The sequence below is a fragment of the Chitinimonas sp. BJYL2 genome (assembly GCF_027257935.1).
Classification (GTDB): Bacteria; Pseudomonadota; Gammaproteobacteria; order Burkholderiales; family Chitinimonadaceae; genus Chitinimonas.
Genome location: NZ_JANZKW010000001.1, coordinates 488,322 through 502,603, shown reverse-complemented (window position 1 = coordinate 502,603; position 14,282 = coordinate 488,322). Strand labels below are relative to the sequence as shown.

The following is a 14,282-nucleotide window of genomic DNA, read 5'->3' as shown; positions in this document are numbered from 1 at the left end:
ATGACCCGGCTGATCCTGCAAGGTGGCACCATGCAAGACGCGGTCGAGGCCCAAGCGCCGGCTGGCGGCCTGCTGATCGATACCGTGCGTGAACTGGTGCGCGACCGTGGCTTGCCGCTTTACTGGCGTTGTGGTCAGGGTACCTGCGGTGCCTGTCTGGTGTACCTGCGTCACGCCGCTCAACCCGTCGAGTTCGTGCCGAGCGGGAAAGAGCGCAATGTGCTGGCCCGGATCGGCAAGCTCGATGTGGTTCAGCAGCGCGCCACCAGCCTGACCGATGCGCCGGACACCCCGCGCCTGGCTTGCCACGTGCTTATCCCGCCGGGCGAGCTGCGGGTGCGCTGGTAAGCGTCTGGCGCCTTGTGGCAGCAGGGTCAATCCGATGGCTGGCGCAGGCACGCGAAAGTCGACTGTTGCGCTTTAAGAACAGCAACTTGGAAAAAACTTGAGACACCCGTTTCAAGCGTCTAGATTGCCCGACACAAAACCTGAAGTAATACAGGCATAACTCATGGCTATAAATTTGCACATGGGTACCAGATTCCCCAAGCAAGCACCTTGCAATTCACGCCGCCGGTTATTCGGCCCACTCCATCAGGGTGCGCCGGTCGCCGGCTGACCGGATTCATCCGCCGCACGACCTGCGGCGCACGGAGGGTTGGCATGTTCTGGTTTGTCCGCGCACCTGCGCCCAAGTCGCCATCACAGCAATGGCGCACCGTCTCGCCCACCTCCACACCGCTCTGGCGCTGGCTCCAGCCCGCGCCGCGTCGCTGAGCGACGCCCCCGAACCCCCCAGGCTCCTCGACTGCCCCTGCGTATCCGCGCAGGGCAGACGGTGGTTCTTATTTCCAGCGCGGGCGGAGCCACCGTGCGATGAGCAATACAAGATGGAGCAGCACAATGAAAAGAAACCTCAGGTGGGTCAAACACTGCCAACGCAGCAGTGTGGCCGTCATGCTGGCAGCGATGGCGGGAACGGCCGCTGCCGCCACGATGGGCTCGGGCCCCATCCTTGATACTGACCGGCTGATCGTGAAATACCGCGATAGCGGCGTCTCCGCGGCACAGGCCAAGAGCGCCAGTGCCGCTAACGTAATGGCCACGGTACGGGCGCAGCGCCAGGCCGGCATGCAAGCTGTGATGTCGCGCTTTGGCGGCAATGTCAGCTTCCACCGTGAAGGTGGCTTGGGCACCCAGGTGTGGAAGCTGGGCAAGCGCTTCAAGCTCAAGGATGTGGAAGCGATGGCCGCACAGATCAAGGCATCGGACGACAACATCGAATATGTCGAACCCGACCGCATCATGCGCGCCATGGCACCGGCACCGAATGATCCGCGCTGGGCAGACCAGTGGGACATGCAGGTCAGCTCCGTGGGCCTGAACCTGACCCAGGCCTGGGATCTGTCTACCGGTTCGGGCGTGGTCGTGGCCGTGATTGACACCGGCTACCGCCCACACGCCGATCTGGCTGCCAATATCGTGGGCGGCTACGACATGATCAACGACACCGCCATCGCCAACGATGGCAATGCGCGTGACAGCGACGCCCGTGATCCGGGCGACTACACCGCGGCCAACGAGTGCCAGCAGGGCGATCCGGCCAGCAATTCCAGCTGGCACGGCACCCACGTGGCCGGCACCATTGCGGCGGTCACCAACAACGGCGTGGGCGTGGCAGGCATTGCGTATAACGCCAAGGTGCTGCCGATGCGCGTGCTGGGCAAGTGCGGCGGCTATACCTCCGATATTGCCGATGCCATGATCTGGGCCTCGGGTGGCGCCGTCAGTGGTTTGCCGACCAACCCTAACAAGGCTCGCGTGCTGAATCTCTCGCTCGGTGGTGGCGGTAGCTGCGATACCACCAGTCAGAACGCCATCAATGCGGCACGTGCCAACGGCGCCGTGGTGATCGTGGCCGCGGGTAACGAGAACCAGAACGTCAGCAACTCCAGCCCGGCCAACTGCTCGGGTGTGGTGGCTGTGGCTGCCTACGGCAAGACCGGTGCCCGTGCCTACTACTCCAACTACGGCACCCTGGTGGATATTGCTGCCCCGGGTGGTGACCAGAGCAGCGGCAACACCAACGGCATCCTGTCCACACTGAATGCCGGCACCACCACCCCGGGTGCCGACAACTATGTGTACTTCCAGGGTACGTCGATGGCGACCCCGCATGTGGCCGGTGTGGCCGCGCTGATGCTGGCTGCCAAGCCCACGCTGACCCCGGATCAGGTGGAAAGCCTGCTGAAGTCGTCGGCCAAGCCCTTTATCGCGACCTGTTCGGGTTGCGGTGCCGGCATGCTGAATGCCTATGCCGCCGTGCAAGCTGCGGTGGGTGGTAGCGGCGGCGGTGGCGGCGGTACGACCACCAGTGAAACCGAGTCCAACAACACCCTGGGCACTGCCAACACCATCGCCAACCCGGTGACAGTGAACGGCACCATGGGCAGCAGCTCGGACGGCGACTATTTCAAGGTCACCCTGCCAGCCGGCAAGACCCTGACCGCGACCATGACCCCCGGTAGCACCACGGCCGACTACGACCTCTACATCTACAACAGCAGCGGTTCGCAGCTGGCCAAGAGTGAGCTGGGTGCTGGCAAGGTGGATACAGCCTCGGTCAGGAACAGTGGCACGACCTCGACCACCGTCTATGCCCGCGTGTTGTACTACAGCGGCGGTACCGGCAGCACCAACGGCAAATACACACTGCAACTGGCCTGGTAATTCCTGGCCACGCAGTCACGATCTCCCCCAGCAATGGGTTCAGCCGCGGTTCGCCGCGGCTTTTTTTGCGCCGCAGAAACGCAAAAGGCCGCTGGTAGGTGTGTACCAGCGGCCAGAAACTGCATGCGCACCCTACGCAAAAGGGGATCAGGTGTGAGCGGGTGCGCCTCCGCTAAACCGGGTTTGCAAGCGATCAAAGAACAGATACAGCACCGGCGTGATGTAGAGCGTGATCAGCTGCGAGAAGATCAGCCCGCCCACCACGGCCAGACCCAGCGGCTGGCGCAGCTCGGCGCCGGCACCGAGGCCGGCGGCGATGGGTACGGCGCCCATCATGGCGGCCAGCGTGGTCATCATGATCGGGCGGAAACGCATCAGGCAGGCGTCGCGGATCGCCTTGACCGGGTCGGTCTCGCCTTTGTGACGGGCCTCGATGGCGAAGTCGATCATCATGATGGCGTTCTTTTTGACGATACCCACCAGCAGCAGGATGCCGATCACCGCGATCAACGTCAGCTCCATATCGAACAGGCGCAGCGTGACCAATGCACCCACGGCGGCCGAGGGCAGGCCGGCCAGAATCGTGATCGGGTGCACATAGCTTTCGTACAGCACGCCCAGCAGCACGTAGATGACCGCCACCGCAATCAAGATCAGCGCCAGCTGGCTGGTCTGGTTGGACTGGAAGGTGGCCGCATCGCCACCCAGCGTGGTCAGCACGCTTTGCGGCATGCCGAGATCCTGCTTGATGGCATCGACGCGCTTGAGGGCATCACCGAGCGTGACGCCGGGCGCCAGATTGAACGACAAGGTTACCGCCTGCAGCTGGCCGCGGTGCGCGACCGAGGTCGGGCCGACCGTGCGTTCCACCGTGGCGAAGGCGGTCAGAGGGACGAGCTGGCCATTGCTGGAGCGCACCTTTACCTTCTCGAAGGCGGTTTCGTCGGCGCGGAAGGCATCGTCAAAGCGCATCATCACCGCGTAATCGGCCGTGGCGGTATAGATGGTGCCCACCTGACGGTCGCCGAAGGCCGCATAGAGCGTATCGCGCACGGTGTTGATGTTCACGCCGAGTCGCGCGGCCTGTTCACGATCAATGCGCAGGCTCGCCTGCAGGCCGCGGCGCTGGGCATTGCTGCTGACATCGACGAGGATTTTTTCCTCGCGCAGTTGCTTGAGCAGCTTGTCGGACCACTCGTACAACTCGTCCGAGTTCACGCCCTGGAGCACATACTGGAAGCGGCTATTGGTCTGCACGCTGCCGATCTGCAGGTTCTGGTCGGCGTTGAAGAACATCCTCAGGCCGCTGATGCCCGCGGTGCGCTTGCGCAGATCGGCGATCACGGCCGCCATGGGCGGGCGTTGGCTCTTGGGCTTGAGCGAGATGAACATGCGTGCGGTGTTGCTGGCATTCAGCCCGCCGCCCACCACCGACACCACTTGTTCCACATGCGGGCTGCTGCGCACGGCGTTCTCGGCCTGTTTCTGCAGCGCGTGCATGGCCGGGAACGCCATATCGAGCGAGGCTTCGGAGCGGGCGGTGATCTGGTTGATGTCTTCTTCAGGGAAGAAACCCTTGGGAATCACGTAGTAGAACCAGGCGGTCAGCACAAAGGTGGTCAAGGCTACCAGCAGTACCCAGCGCTGGTGGCGCAGGGCGGTATCCAGCGTGCGCTGGTAAGCCCCGAGCAAACCGTCGAAACCGCGCTCGAACGACTGGCTCAGCTTGCCGGCCGGTTTGGATTCGTCTTCATGCTTGAGGAAGCGGGCGCACAGCAGCGGGATCAGGGTCAGCGAGGCAATGGCCGAAACGAGGATGGCGAGGCTGACCACCAGAGCGAATTCATGGAACAGTTTGCCGATCACGCCGGGCATGTAAAAGATCGGAATGAATACGGCCACCAGCGAGAGCGAGATCGACACGATGGTGAACCCCACCTCGCGTGAACCCTTGATGGCCGCCTCGAAAGGCTGCATGCCTTCCTCGATGTGGCGCACGATGTTTTCGAGCACCACGATGGCGTCATCCACCACCAGCCCCACGGCCAGGGTAATGCCCAGCAGGGAGATGTTGTTGAGCGAACTGCCCAGCCAGAGCATCAGCGCAAAGGTCGAAATCAGCGAGATCGGCAGGGTGACGGTGGGAATCAGCGTGGCCGTGGCGCGGCGCAGGAACAGGAAGATCACCAGCACGACCAGTACCACGGTGAGTGCCAGGGTGAAGTTCACATCATGGATGGCTTCGCGGATCGAGACCGAACGGTCGTTGCGGAACGCCACCGATACCGAATCGGGCATCTGCTCGATCAGGCCCGGCATCACGTCGCGGATACGGTCGACCACGGCCACGGTATTGGCGCCGGGCTGGCGCTGTACGCCCATCACCAGACCCAGTTCACCGTTCACATAGGCGGCCGAGGTCACGCTCTGGATGCTGTCTTCCACACGGCTCACATCTTCCAGCCGCACTGGCCGGCCTTGCTGGGTGGCGATGATGACTTTGCGGAAGGCAGCGGCGTTGGTCAGCTGCTTGTTGGCCTCGATGATCAGCTGCTGGCGCTGGCCGTCGAGCACGCCCACCGGGGTGTTGGCATTGGCAGCACGTAGGGCGGCGGACACTTCTGACAGCGTCAGATTGCGTGCGGCAAGCTTGTCGGGATCGACACTGATGCGCACTGCGTACTTGCGCTGGCCGAACACATTCACCTGGGCCACGCCGGCAATGGTGGCGAGGTTGGGCGAGATCAGGTTCTCGGCGTAATCATTGAGTTCCGACAGCGGCAGCGAGGGAGAGGTCAGGCTGATCAGGATGACCGGCGCATCAGCCGGGTTGACCTTGCGGTAGGACGGCAGGTCGGGCATGTCGTCCGGCAGCGAACGCTGTGCCTGCAGCAGTGCGGCCTGGACATCAACGGCCGCTTTGTCGATATCGCGATCGTCATCGAACTCCAGCGTGATATTGGTGCTGCCCTGGCGTGAGTTCGAGGTGATCAGCTTGAGGCCGGCAATGGTGGAGAACTGCTTCTCCAGCGGCGTGGCCACCGAGGCTGCCATGGTTTCAGGCGAGGCCCCCGGCAGGTTGGCCGAGACGTTGATCGTGGGGGTATCGAACGAGGGCAGGGCTGCAATCGGCAGCTTCTGGTAGGCAAACATCCCCGCAATGACGACCGAGATCGACAACAGCGTGGTCATCACCGGGCGGCGGATACAGAGTTCGGAAATATGCATGTAAGGGGACTCGGTCGGTGCGCGTCGTCAGTCGTGCTCGGTGTGGCGCGGCGGGCGCGAAAGCCCGTGGCCGCGCCCGGCATGGGGCTTACTTGTCGCTCTTGCCAGCGTCTTTGGCGGCTTCTTTCACGGTGGCGCCGGGACGCAGATTCCCGCCGCCCTCAACCACCACCTTGTTGCCGGCCTTCACGCCCGACACGATGCCGAACTGCTTGCCCTCTTCGGTGATCATGCGGCTCAGTTTGATCGGTTGTGGTTTCACTGTGTTGTCATCAGCGACCACATAGACAAAGCCGCCCTGCGGGCCCGTTTGCAGCGCGCCCGAGGGCAGGACCACAGCCTGCTTCTCGGTGCCCAACTCGATCGCCACGCGGGCAAAGGCGCCGGGCCACAGCAGACGTTGGGTGTTGGGGAATTCAGCCTTGACCAGAATCGTGCCAGTGGCGGTATCGACCTTGTTGTCCACAAAGCGCAGCTTGCCCGGTATGGGCTTGCCTTGATCCGGCAGCACCTGCGCCGGGGCCTCGCCCTGTGCCTGGCTCGCCAGCAAACGCGAGAGTTCGCGCTCCGGCAGGGTGAAGGCAACCGAGACCGGATCCAGCTGGGTGATGGTGGTCAGCGGTGCGGCCATGCCCGGCTGCACCAACGCGCCCGGATGCACATCGATGGCACCGATACGGCCGGCAAATGGGGCGGTAATGGTCTGGTAACTGAGGGCGACTTTGGCCGAGCCCAGTGCGGCTTCCCGCGCGGCCAGGCTGGCCTTGAGTGCGTCGGCACTCGACTGGGCGCTATCCACCGCGCTTTGTGACACGAAGTTCTGCCGCCGCAGCTCTTGCGCCCTTGCCAGTGCACGCTCGGCATCCTTGAGTTGGGCCCGTACCTGCGCCAGATCGGCATCGGATTGCGCGACCTTGGCGGCATCGTTGCGCGTATCGAGCGTGAACAAGACCTGGCCCGCACGCACATCCTGACCCTCTCGGACATGGATGGTGCGGATCGTGGACGACACCTGCGGCCTGAGCTCCACCGAGTTAAGCGCAGTCACCGTGCCCTGGGCTTCAACGCGCAGCGGCACATCGCGCGCCTGGGCGATCAGGGTGGTGACCAGTTGGGCTTTGTCACCCGAACCTTCCGGGCCGCCGGCGGCAGCGGGTTTGAACGCAGCCCAGGCAACAACGGCAACAACGCCAGTGCCGAGCAGCCAGGGAAGAATGGGGCGGGACATGGGTGATTTCTCGGTTGGAGGAGGCAAGGGAAGCGGGAAACTGACCTTGAGAATGCGGACAAGTTTCGTTTGCGACGAAGTTTAGCACCCGCTCTGTGACCGACTGATGCCCGTACAAGATTATAAGCAGCGTATGCAAGCGCCTTTGCGGGCGGGCATGAGTGGGTTCTATAAATCTAAAAGATATAAAAAATTAGTTTGTTATTCTTTTTTCATTTGTTCGCTGAGCGCTAGAGTGCAGCCGTCAACCCACCATACGGAGCACACGAACATGAAGCGCACTACCTTGGCCATTCTGCTGGCGACCGCCCTGCTGCCCCTGTCCGCAATCGCGGCCGAGGTGGAACTGCTGAACGTATCTTATGACCCGACTCGCGAGCTGTACCAGGATTTCAACAAAGCCTTCGCGGCTGACTGGAAGAAGAAAACGGGTGACGATGTCGTCGTCAAGCAATCACACGGTGGCTCCGGCAAGCAGGCGCGCTCGGTGATCGATGGCCTGCAGGCTGATGTGGTGACCCTGGCGCTGGCTTATGACATTGATGAAATCGCCGATCAGGCCAAGCTGCTGTCACCCGATTGGCAAAAGCGCCTCAAGCACAATAGCGCGCCTTACAGCTCCACCATCGTGTTCCTGGTGCGCAAGGGTAACCCCAAGGCGATCAAGGACTGGAACGATCTGGTCCGCGCCGATGTGAAGGTGATCACCCCCAATCCCAAGACCAGCGGCGGCGCCCGCTGGAACTACCTGGCCGCCTGGGGCTACGCGCTCAAGCAGCCTGGCGGTAACGAAGCCAAGGCGCGTGACTTTGTGCAGCGTCTGTACAAGAACGTCCCCATCCTTGATACCGGCGCCCGTGGTTCGCTGATCACCTTTACCCAGCGCGGTCAGGGCGATGTGTTCATCTCCTGGGAAAATGAAGCCGTGCTGGCCGTGAAGGAACTGGGTCCGGACAAGTTCGATATCGTTGCCCCGTCGATTTCCATCCTCGCCGAGCCGCCGGTTGCTGTGGTGGACAAGGTGGTCGACAAGAAAGGCACCCGTAAGGTGGCCGAGGCCTACCTGAACTACCTGTACAGCCCGGTGGGCCAGGAGCTGGCCGCCCAGAACTACTACCGTCCGACTGATCCGGCCATTGCCCAGAAGTACGCTGCGCAGTTCCCCAAGGTGAAGCTGTTCAAGCTGGAAGAGCACTTCGGCAGCTGGCGTCAGGCCCAGAAGACCCACTTCGGTGACGGTGGCATCTTCGACCAGATCTACACCGGCAAGTAAGCAGCACGCCTGCCACGTGCAGGCGGCTGATCTGTCTGTTATCCGCCTTACGAATACCGACGCAGCCGGTCAGGCTTGACCCGGCAGGGCCGCCTGCGTCCTTGCACCCATAACACACAAGAAAGGGAACCCCATGTCCAACCGCATTCTCACTGCTGCCGTACTGGCTGCCCTGGCCGCCCCTGTGCTGGCCAATGACAATAACGTCACCCTGTATGGTCGCGCCGATGTCGGCGTCGAATCGAACGACGATGGCAAGACCAGCCGTTTCGTCGTGCAAAGCCTGGCTTCGCGCATCGGTTTCAAGGGCGAGGAAAACCTGGGCGATGGACTCAAGGCGATCTGGCAGGTGGAAAGTACGGTCGGTTTTGACGACAGCGCCAACAGCGGCAACTTTGCCAGCCGTAACAGCTTTGTCGGCCTGCGTGGCGACTTCGGCAGCGTGATCGCCGGCAACACCGATACCCCGTTCAAGCTGCTGGCCAAGGGCGTGGACCTGCTGTGGAATCAGGCTGATCCGCTGGAGCACGTGACGCATGGCAAGGCCTCGGGCCTGAATGTGCATACCCGCCAGACCAATACGGTCCAGTACCACAGCCCTAACTGGGATGGCTTCCAGTTCAAGCTCGGTTACTCGCCCGACGAGAACAAGGGCACCTACACCGGTGCGACAGCCGGCTCCCGCCGCGACACGCTTTCGGGTTCGGCAGAGTACGCCACCAAGACCTGGAACGTGGGCGCCGCTTACGACCGCAAGAACGAGCCCACTGCACGCGGTGCCGACCTTACTGCCATCAAGCTGATCGGCAGCATCAAGCTCGATCAACTGACGCTGGGTGCTGCGTGGAGCAAGCTCGATAACGGCGCCAGCGGTGCCGCTGAAAAGTCCGTGGACACGTGGACCCTGCAAGCCGCCTATGCGCTCGGCAAGACCACACTACGTGCGGCGGTGGCACAGGCCGATGAGTCGGCTGGCAATGCGCGTGATGGGGTGGACTTCTACTCGGCGCAGATCGATTACGCACTGAGCAAGCGCAGCACCGTCTACGCCTACTACGCGGCCATCCAGAACGAAGCCAATGCCCGCGCCCGCTTCGATTACGGCAGCAACAAGTTCACGCCCTTGGCCGGCAATGATCCGCGCGTATTGGGTGTGGCCATTCGCCATAACTTCTGATCAATAGATCGGTATCGGCCCTCCCGCCGTCGGGCCCGGCTAGTCCGGGCCCTTTTCTTTGAGGAAGCCCATCATGAACCCCGAGCAGCGCCATGCACTCGCTACGCGCTTGGCCACCCTGCCCGCCAGCTGGGTAGCGGGCTTTCCGCTAGGGCTGGATGCCACCGGGGTCCATGGGCGCTATTTCAAGTGCGAGCTGCGCAGTCGCTATGAGCGCCATGGCGTCGGGAGTGCCAGCTTGCCGCTGGCCAGGCTGCACGCCCGTCGGGGGGATGGTATCGAGGTGCCGCCTGAGCAGTTGTTCCGGCTTGCCTCCGGGGCGGATGGTCTGCTCAAGCTCGATCGCCTGTGCCGGCTGATCCATACCCTGAATCACTGTGTTGTTGCGGCGCAGACTGAACCGCTGCTGCTGCCGGTGCATTCGCGTCTTTTCGACTACGTGCAGGCTGCGCATGGCCGCACCTTTGCGCGCATGCTGGCGCATTTTGATATTGCGCCGGACCGGGTGGTGTTGCTGGTGCCGGAGGGTTTGCCGCAAGGCGTGCTTGATAGCTATCTGGGCGAGGGTTTCGGGGTGCGTGGTGAAACGCTGGCGCCGGCCCCAATGGATGGCTGATCGGTTATCAGCGCGGAATCAAAAATTCTTTATGGTTATAAAAGCGCACTGCTAAATTCCCGTCACCAAAGCTTGAGGAGTGTTCCCATCATGAAGACCCTGCATCGCCTGATTGCTGCCGCACTGGCCACCAGCCTGTCTGCCGCCGCGCTGGCCGGCCCCGAACTGCTCAATGTCTCGTATGACGTCATGCGCGACTTCTACAAGGATCTGAACCCGGCTTTCGTCAAAAGCTACAAGGCCAAGACCGGTGAAGATGTGGTGATCCAGCAGTCGCACGGCGGCTCGGGCAAGCAGGCCCGCTCGGTCATCGACGGCCTGGCCGCCGATGTGATCACCATGAACATGCCGCCTGATATCGATGCCCTGCACGACAAGGCCAAGCTGATCCCCGAAAACTGGGCCACCCGCCTGCCCAACAACAGCCTGCCGTTCACCAGCCTGCAAGTGCTGATCGTGCGCAAGGGCAACCCCAAGCAGATCAAGGATTGGTCTGATCTGGTCAAGCCGGGTGTGCAGGTAGTGATGCCCAACCCCAAGGTGACCGGCAACGGTCGCTACAGCTATCTGGCTGCCTGGGGCTATGCACTGCGCCAGCCCGGCGGCAATGAACAGAAGGCCCGCGAGTTCGTGAGTGCCCTGCTCAAGAACGTGCCGGTGCTTGATGCCGGTGGCCGCGCCGCCACCACCACCTTCATGCAGCGCCAGATCGGCGATGTGTTGCTGACCTTCGAGAACGAAGCCGAAATGATTGCCCGTGAATTCGGCCGTGGCCAGTTCGAGGTGGTGTATCCCACGCTCAGCATCCGTGCTGAGCCGCCGGTGACCATCGTGGACAAGGTCGTGGACAAGAAGGGCACGCGCAAGGCCGCCGAGGAATACCTGAAGTTCCTGTGGACGCCGGCTGCGCAGGAGATCGCCGCGCAGAACTATCTGCGTCCGCAAGATCCGGCGGTATTCAAGAAGTACGCTAACCAGTTCCCGGCGGTGAAGCTGTTCACCGTGGACGAGGTGTTCGGTGGCTGGCGCAAGGCCCAGAAAACCCACTTCGACGACGGCGGCAGCTTTGATCAGGTGTACACCCGCAAGTAAGCCCCGGCCACCGGGTGTGCGCATCAAGCTGGTCGCGCACCCGGGTTCCTGCCTGTTCTAGCGATAGATATCCCTCATGCGATTCAAGCAACCCAGTGTGCTGCCCGGCTTCGGCCTGGGGTTCGGCTACACCATCATCTACCTGAGCCTGATCGTGCTGATCCCGCTGTCCGCGCTGGTGATCAAGACATCGAGCCTGAGCTTTGCCGATTTCTGGGCCATCGTGACCGCCGACCGGGTGGTGGCCACCTACAAGCTGACTTTTGGTGCGAGCTTTATTGCGGCCTCGCTGAACCTGATCTTCGGTCTGCTGGTCGCCTGGGTACTGGTGCGCTATCAGTTCGTGGGTAAGCGTATCGTCGATGCGCTGGTGGACCTGCCTTTTGCCTTGCCCACCGCCGTGGCCGGTATCGCGCTCACCAACCTCTACGCGCCCAATGGCTGGTTCGGCAGCCTGCTCGCTCCGCTGGGTATCCAGGTCGCGTTCAAGCCACTGGGTATTGTGGTGGCGTTGACCTTTATTGGTCTGCCTTTTGTGGTGCGTACCGTGCAGCCGGTGCTGCAGGATCTGGAGGCCGAACTCGAAGAGGCGGCGGCCTGTCTGGGGGCGAGTCGCTGGCAAACCTTCACCAAGGTGATCCTGCCGGCAGCGCTGCCTGCCCTGCTGACCGGCTTCACGCTCGCGTTTGCGCGCGCCATTGGCGAATACGGCTCGGTGATCTTCATCGCCGGCAATATTCCGTTCGAATCCGAAATCGCCCCCTTGCTGATCATCGGCAAGCTGGAACAGTACGACTACACCGGTGCGGCGGCGATTGCCACGGTGATGCTGCTGATCTCGTTTGTCATGATCCTTGTCATCAACCTGATCCAGTGGTGGCATGCGCGCCGCCATGGCATGCGCAAGTGAGGCCGGCATGCACGCACTGACAAACAAAACGCGCTCTGCCGCCACCGATGAAGCCCGCTGGGTGCGCTGGACCCTGATCGGCCTCGCGCTCGCCTTTCTTACCCTGTTTCTGGTGATCCCGCTGGTTTCGGTGTTCGTCGAGGCCCTGCGCAAGGGTTGGCAGCTTTATGTCGAAGCCCTGATCGAACCCGACGCGCGCGCCGCTATCCAGCTGACCCTGATCACGGCTGCGATTGCTGTGCCGTTCAATCTGGTGTTCGGCGTAGCGGCGTCGTGGGCGATTGCCAAGTTCGATTTCAAGGGCAAGAGCCTGCTCATCACGCTGATTGATCTGCCGTTTTCGGTGTCTCCTGTGGTGGCTGGCCTGATCTATGTGCTGATCTTCGGTGCTCAGGGCTGGTTGGGCCCGTGGCTGATGGAAAACGACATCAAGATCATCTTCGCCGTGCCCGGCATCGTGCTGGCGACCGTGTTCGTCACCTTCCCCTTCGTGGCGCGTGAGCTGATCCCGCTGATGGAAGCGCAGGGTACCGAGGAAGAGCAGGCCGCGCTGGTGCTGGGCGCAAGTGGCTGGCAGACCTTCTGGAAGATCACGCTGCCCAACATCAAGTGGGGTCTGCTGTATGGCGTGATCCTGTGTAACGCCCGGGCGATGGGCGAGTTTGGCGCCGTCAGCGTGGTGTCGGGTCATATCCGAGGCATGACCAACACGATTCCGCTGCATGTCGAGATTCTTTACAACGAATACAACTTTGTCGGTGCCTTTGCCTGTGCCTCGATCCTGGCGCTGCTGGCGCTAGTGACCCTGGCCGCCAAGACCTGGGTCGAATGGAACACCGAACGGTTGATGGCCGCCGAGCGCGCGGCGGTTTACGACGAATGATTGCCGTGTGGGGCATGACGCCCCGCACCTCCCCCTCACGAGGTCATCATGAGCATTGAAGTCCAAGGCATCCACAAGCAGTTCGGCGCGTTCACCGCGCTGAACAATGTCGATCTCAAGGTCGAAACAGGCGAGCTGCTGGCCCTGCTGGGGCCGTCTGGCTGTGGCAAGACCACCTTGCTGCGCATCATCGCTGGTCTGGAAACGCCCGACCGCGGGCAGATCCTGTTCCACGGTGAAGACGCCACCGACACCCAGGTGGGCGAGCGCCAGGTCGGCTTCGTATTCCAGCATTACGCGCTGTTCCGGCACATGACCGTGTTCGAGAACGTGGCCTTCGGCCTGCGTGTACGCGGCAAGCAGACGCGCCCATCAGACAGCGAGATCAAGCGCCGCGTCCATCAGCTGCTCGATCTGGTGCAGCTCGACTGGCTGGCCGATCGCTATCCGGCGCAGCTGTCGGGTGGCCAGCGCCAACGTATCGCCCTGGCGCGTGCGCTGGCAGTGGAACCCAAGGTATTGCTGCTGGATGAACCCTTCGGCGCGCTCGATACCAAGGTGCGCAAGGAGTTGCGTCGCTGGCTCAAGCGCCTGCACGAGGAAGTGCATGTGACCTCGGTGTTCGTGACGCACGATCAGGAAGAGGCGCTCGAAGTCGCCGACCGCGTGGTGGTGATGAACAAGGGCAATATCGAGCAGATCGGCACGCCCGAGCAGGTGTACGACACGCCAGCCACACCGTTTGTGTACCAGTTCCTTGGCGATGTGAACCTGTTCCACAGCCGCGTGCATGGCGGTTTTGCACAGGTTGGCGAGCACCCGGTCGCGGCCGATGGCGCAGTGGCCTATGTGCGCCCGCACGATATCGAAATCCTCCGCGAGCGTGCGCCGCAAACCCTGTCAGCCAAGGTCGATCATGTGCGCGCCATCGGCTCCATCGTGCGACTGGAACTGAGCCTGGAGAACGGCGACCCGGTCGAGGCCGAGCTGAGCCGCGAGGCCTATGCAAACCAGCGCTTTGCCAGTGGCGAGAACGTGTATATCCGACCGCGCTCGGCGCGGGTGTTTGCCGAGGATTACGCGATCTGATTCCGCCGCTTCGCCAACAAAAAGCCCCGCTCACTTGCGGGGCTTTTTGTTGCGGC

The 14,282-nt window shown here is 62.4% G+C and carries 11 protein-coding genes; 9 read left to right on the top strand and 2 right to left on the bottom strand.

The genetic code is table 11. The features are described 5' to 3' along the window. Entirely contained in the window at positions 1–348 is a 348-nt protein-coding gene (locus tag O9X62_RS02335; RefSeq protein WP_269531165.1) for a 2Fe-2S iron-sulfur cluster-binding protein, read from the top strand. A gap of 555 nt (positions 349–903) precedes the next feature. After that, complete coding sequence (locus O9X62_RS02330; protein ID WP_269531164.1) at positions 904–2,730, top strand: S8 family peptidase; 1,827 nt, start codon at positions 904–906, stop codon at positions 2,728–2,730. A 147-nt stretch (positions 2,731–2,877) separates the two neighbouring features. Here O9X62_RS02330 and O9X62_RS02325 read toward each other — a convergent pair whose 3' ends face one another. Further along, positions 2,878–5,958 (bottom strand): efflux RND transporter permease subunit, encoded by a 3,081-nt coding sequence (locus O9X62_RS02325; RefSeq protein WP_269531163.1) that lies wholly within the window; start codon positions 5,956–5,958, stop codon positions 2,878–2,880. 88 nt (positions 5,959–6,046) lie between these two features. Further along, entirely contained in the window at positions 6,047–7,186 is a 1,140-nt protein-coding gene (locus tag O9X62_RS02320; RefSeq protein WP_269531162.1) for an efflux RND transporter periplasmic adaptor subunit, read from the bottom strand. 271 nt (positions 7,187–7,457) lie between these two features. On the opposite strand from O9X62_RS02320, the gene O9X62_RS02315 reads away from it, so the two are divergent. From O9X62_RS02315 to O9X62_RS02285, 7 genes are all read left to right on the top strand, one after another. After that, positions 7,458–8,459, top strand: coding sequence for a sulfate ABC transporter substrate-binding protein (locus tag O9X62_RS02315; protein ID WP_269531161.1), 1,002 nt, complete (start codon positions 7,458–7,460; stop codon positions 8,457–8,459). Between the two features lie 133 nt (positions 8,460–8,592). Next, complete coding sequence (locus tag O9X62_RS02310) at positions 8,593–9,636, top strand: porin (protein ID WP_269531160.1); 1,044 nt, start codon at positions 8,593–8,595, stop codon at positions 9,634–9,636. A gap of 73 nt (positions 9,637–9,709) precedes the next feature. Further along, positions 9,710–10,252, top strand: a complete 543-nt coding sequence (locus O9X62_RS02305; protein ID WP_269531159.1) for a hypothetical protein — start codon at positions 9,710–9,712, stop codon at positions 10,250–10,252. Positions 10,253–10,342: 90 nt separating this feature from the next. Further along, positions 10,343–11,344, top strand: coding sequence for a sulfate ABC transporter substrate-binding protein (locus O9X62_RS02300; RefSeq protein ID WP_269531158.1), 1,002 nt, complete (start codon positions 10,343–10,345; stop codon positions 11,342–11,344). Positions 11,345–11,420: 76 nt separating this feature from the next. Beyond that, complete coding sequence (cysT, locus tag O9X62_RS02295) at positions 11,421–12,254, top strand: sulfate ABC transporter permease subunit CysT (RefSeq protein WP_269531157.1); 834 nt, start codon at positions 11,421–11,423, stop codon at positions 12,252–12,254. A 7-nt stretch (positions 12,255–12,261) separates the two neighbouring features. Continuing rightward, a complete protein-coding gene (cysW, locus tag O9X62_RS02290) occupies positions 12,262–13,137 on the top strand; it encodes a sulfate ABC transporter permease subunit CysW (RefSeq protein WP_269531156.1) in 876 nt (291 codons plus the stop codon). Positions 13,138–13,185: 48 nt separating this feature from the next. Continuing rightward, positions 13,186–14,226 (top strand): sulfate/molybdate ABC transporter ATP-binding protein, encoded by a 1,041-nt coding sequence (locus O9X62_RS02285; protein WP_269531155.1) that lies wholly within the window; start codon positions 13,186–13,188, stop codon positions 14,224–14,226. Positions 14,227–14,282 lie beyond the last annotated feature (56 nt).

Bases quoted from the DNA above. Each gene is read 5' to 3' on its own strand.
- cysT (WP_269531157.1), top strand. From the start codon at position 11,421: ATGCGATTCAAGCAACCCAGTGTGCTGCCCGGCTTCGGCCTGGGGTTC.
- O9X62_RS02330 (WP_269531164.1), top strand. From the start codon at position 904: ATGAAAAGAAACCTCAGGTGGGTCAAACACTGCCAACGCAGCAGTGTG.
- O9X62_RS02300 (WP_269531158.1), top strand. From the start codon at position 10,343: ATGAAGACCCTGCATCGCCTGATTGCTGCCGCACTGGCCACCAGCCTG.
- O9X62_RS02320 (WP_269531162.1), bottom strand. From the start codon at position 7,186: ATGTCCCGCCCCATTCTTCCCTGGCTGCTCGGCACTGGCGTTGTTGCC.
- O9X62_RS02305 (WP_269531159.1), top strand. From the start codon at position 9,710: ATGAACCCCGAGCAGCGCCATGCACTCGCTACGCGCTTGGCCACCCTG.
- O9X62_RS02325 (WP_269531163.1), bottom strand. From the start codon at position 5,958: ATGCATATTTCCGAACTCTGTATCCGCCGCCCGGTGATGACCACGCTG.
- O9X62_RS02285 (WP_269531155.1), top strand. From the start codon at position 13,186: ATGAGCATTGAAGTCCAAGGCATCCACAAGCAGTTCGGCGCGTTCACC.
- O9X62_RS02310 (WP_269531160.1), top strand. From the start codon at position 8,593: ATGTCCAACCGCATTCTCACTGCTGCCGTACTGGCTGCCCTGGCCGCC.
- O9X62_RS02315 (WP_269531161.1), top strand. From the start codon at position 7,458: ATGAAGCGCACTACCTTGGCCATTCTGCTGGCGACCGCCCTGCTGCCC.
- O9X62_RS02335 (WP_269531165.1), top strand. From the start codon at position 1: ATGACCCGGCTGATCCTGCAAGGTGGCACCATGCAAGACGCGGTCGAG.
- cysW (WP_269531156.1), top strand. From the start codon at position 12,262: ATGCACGCACTGACAAACAAAACGCGCTCTGCCGCCACCGATGAAGCC.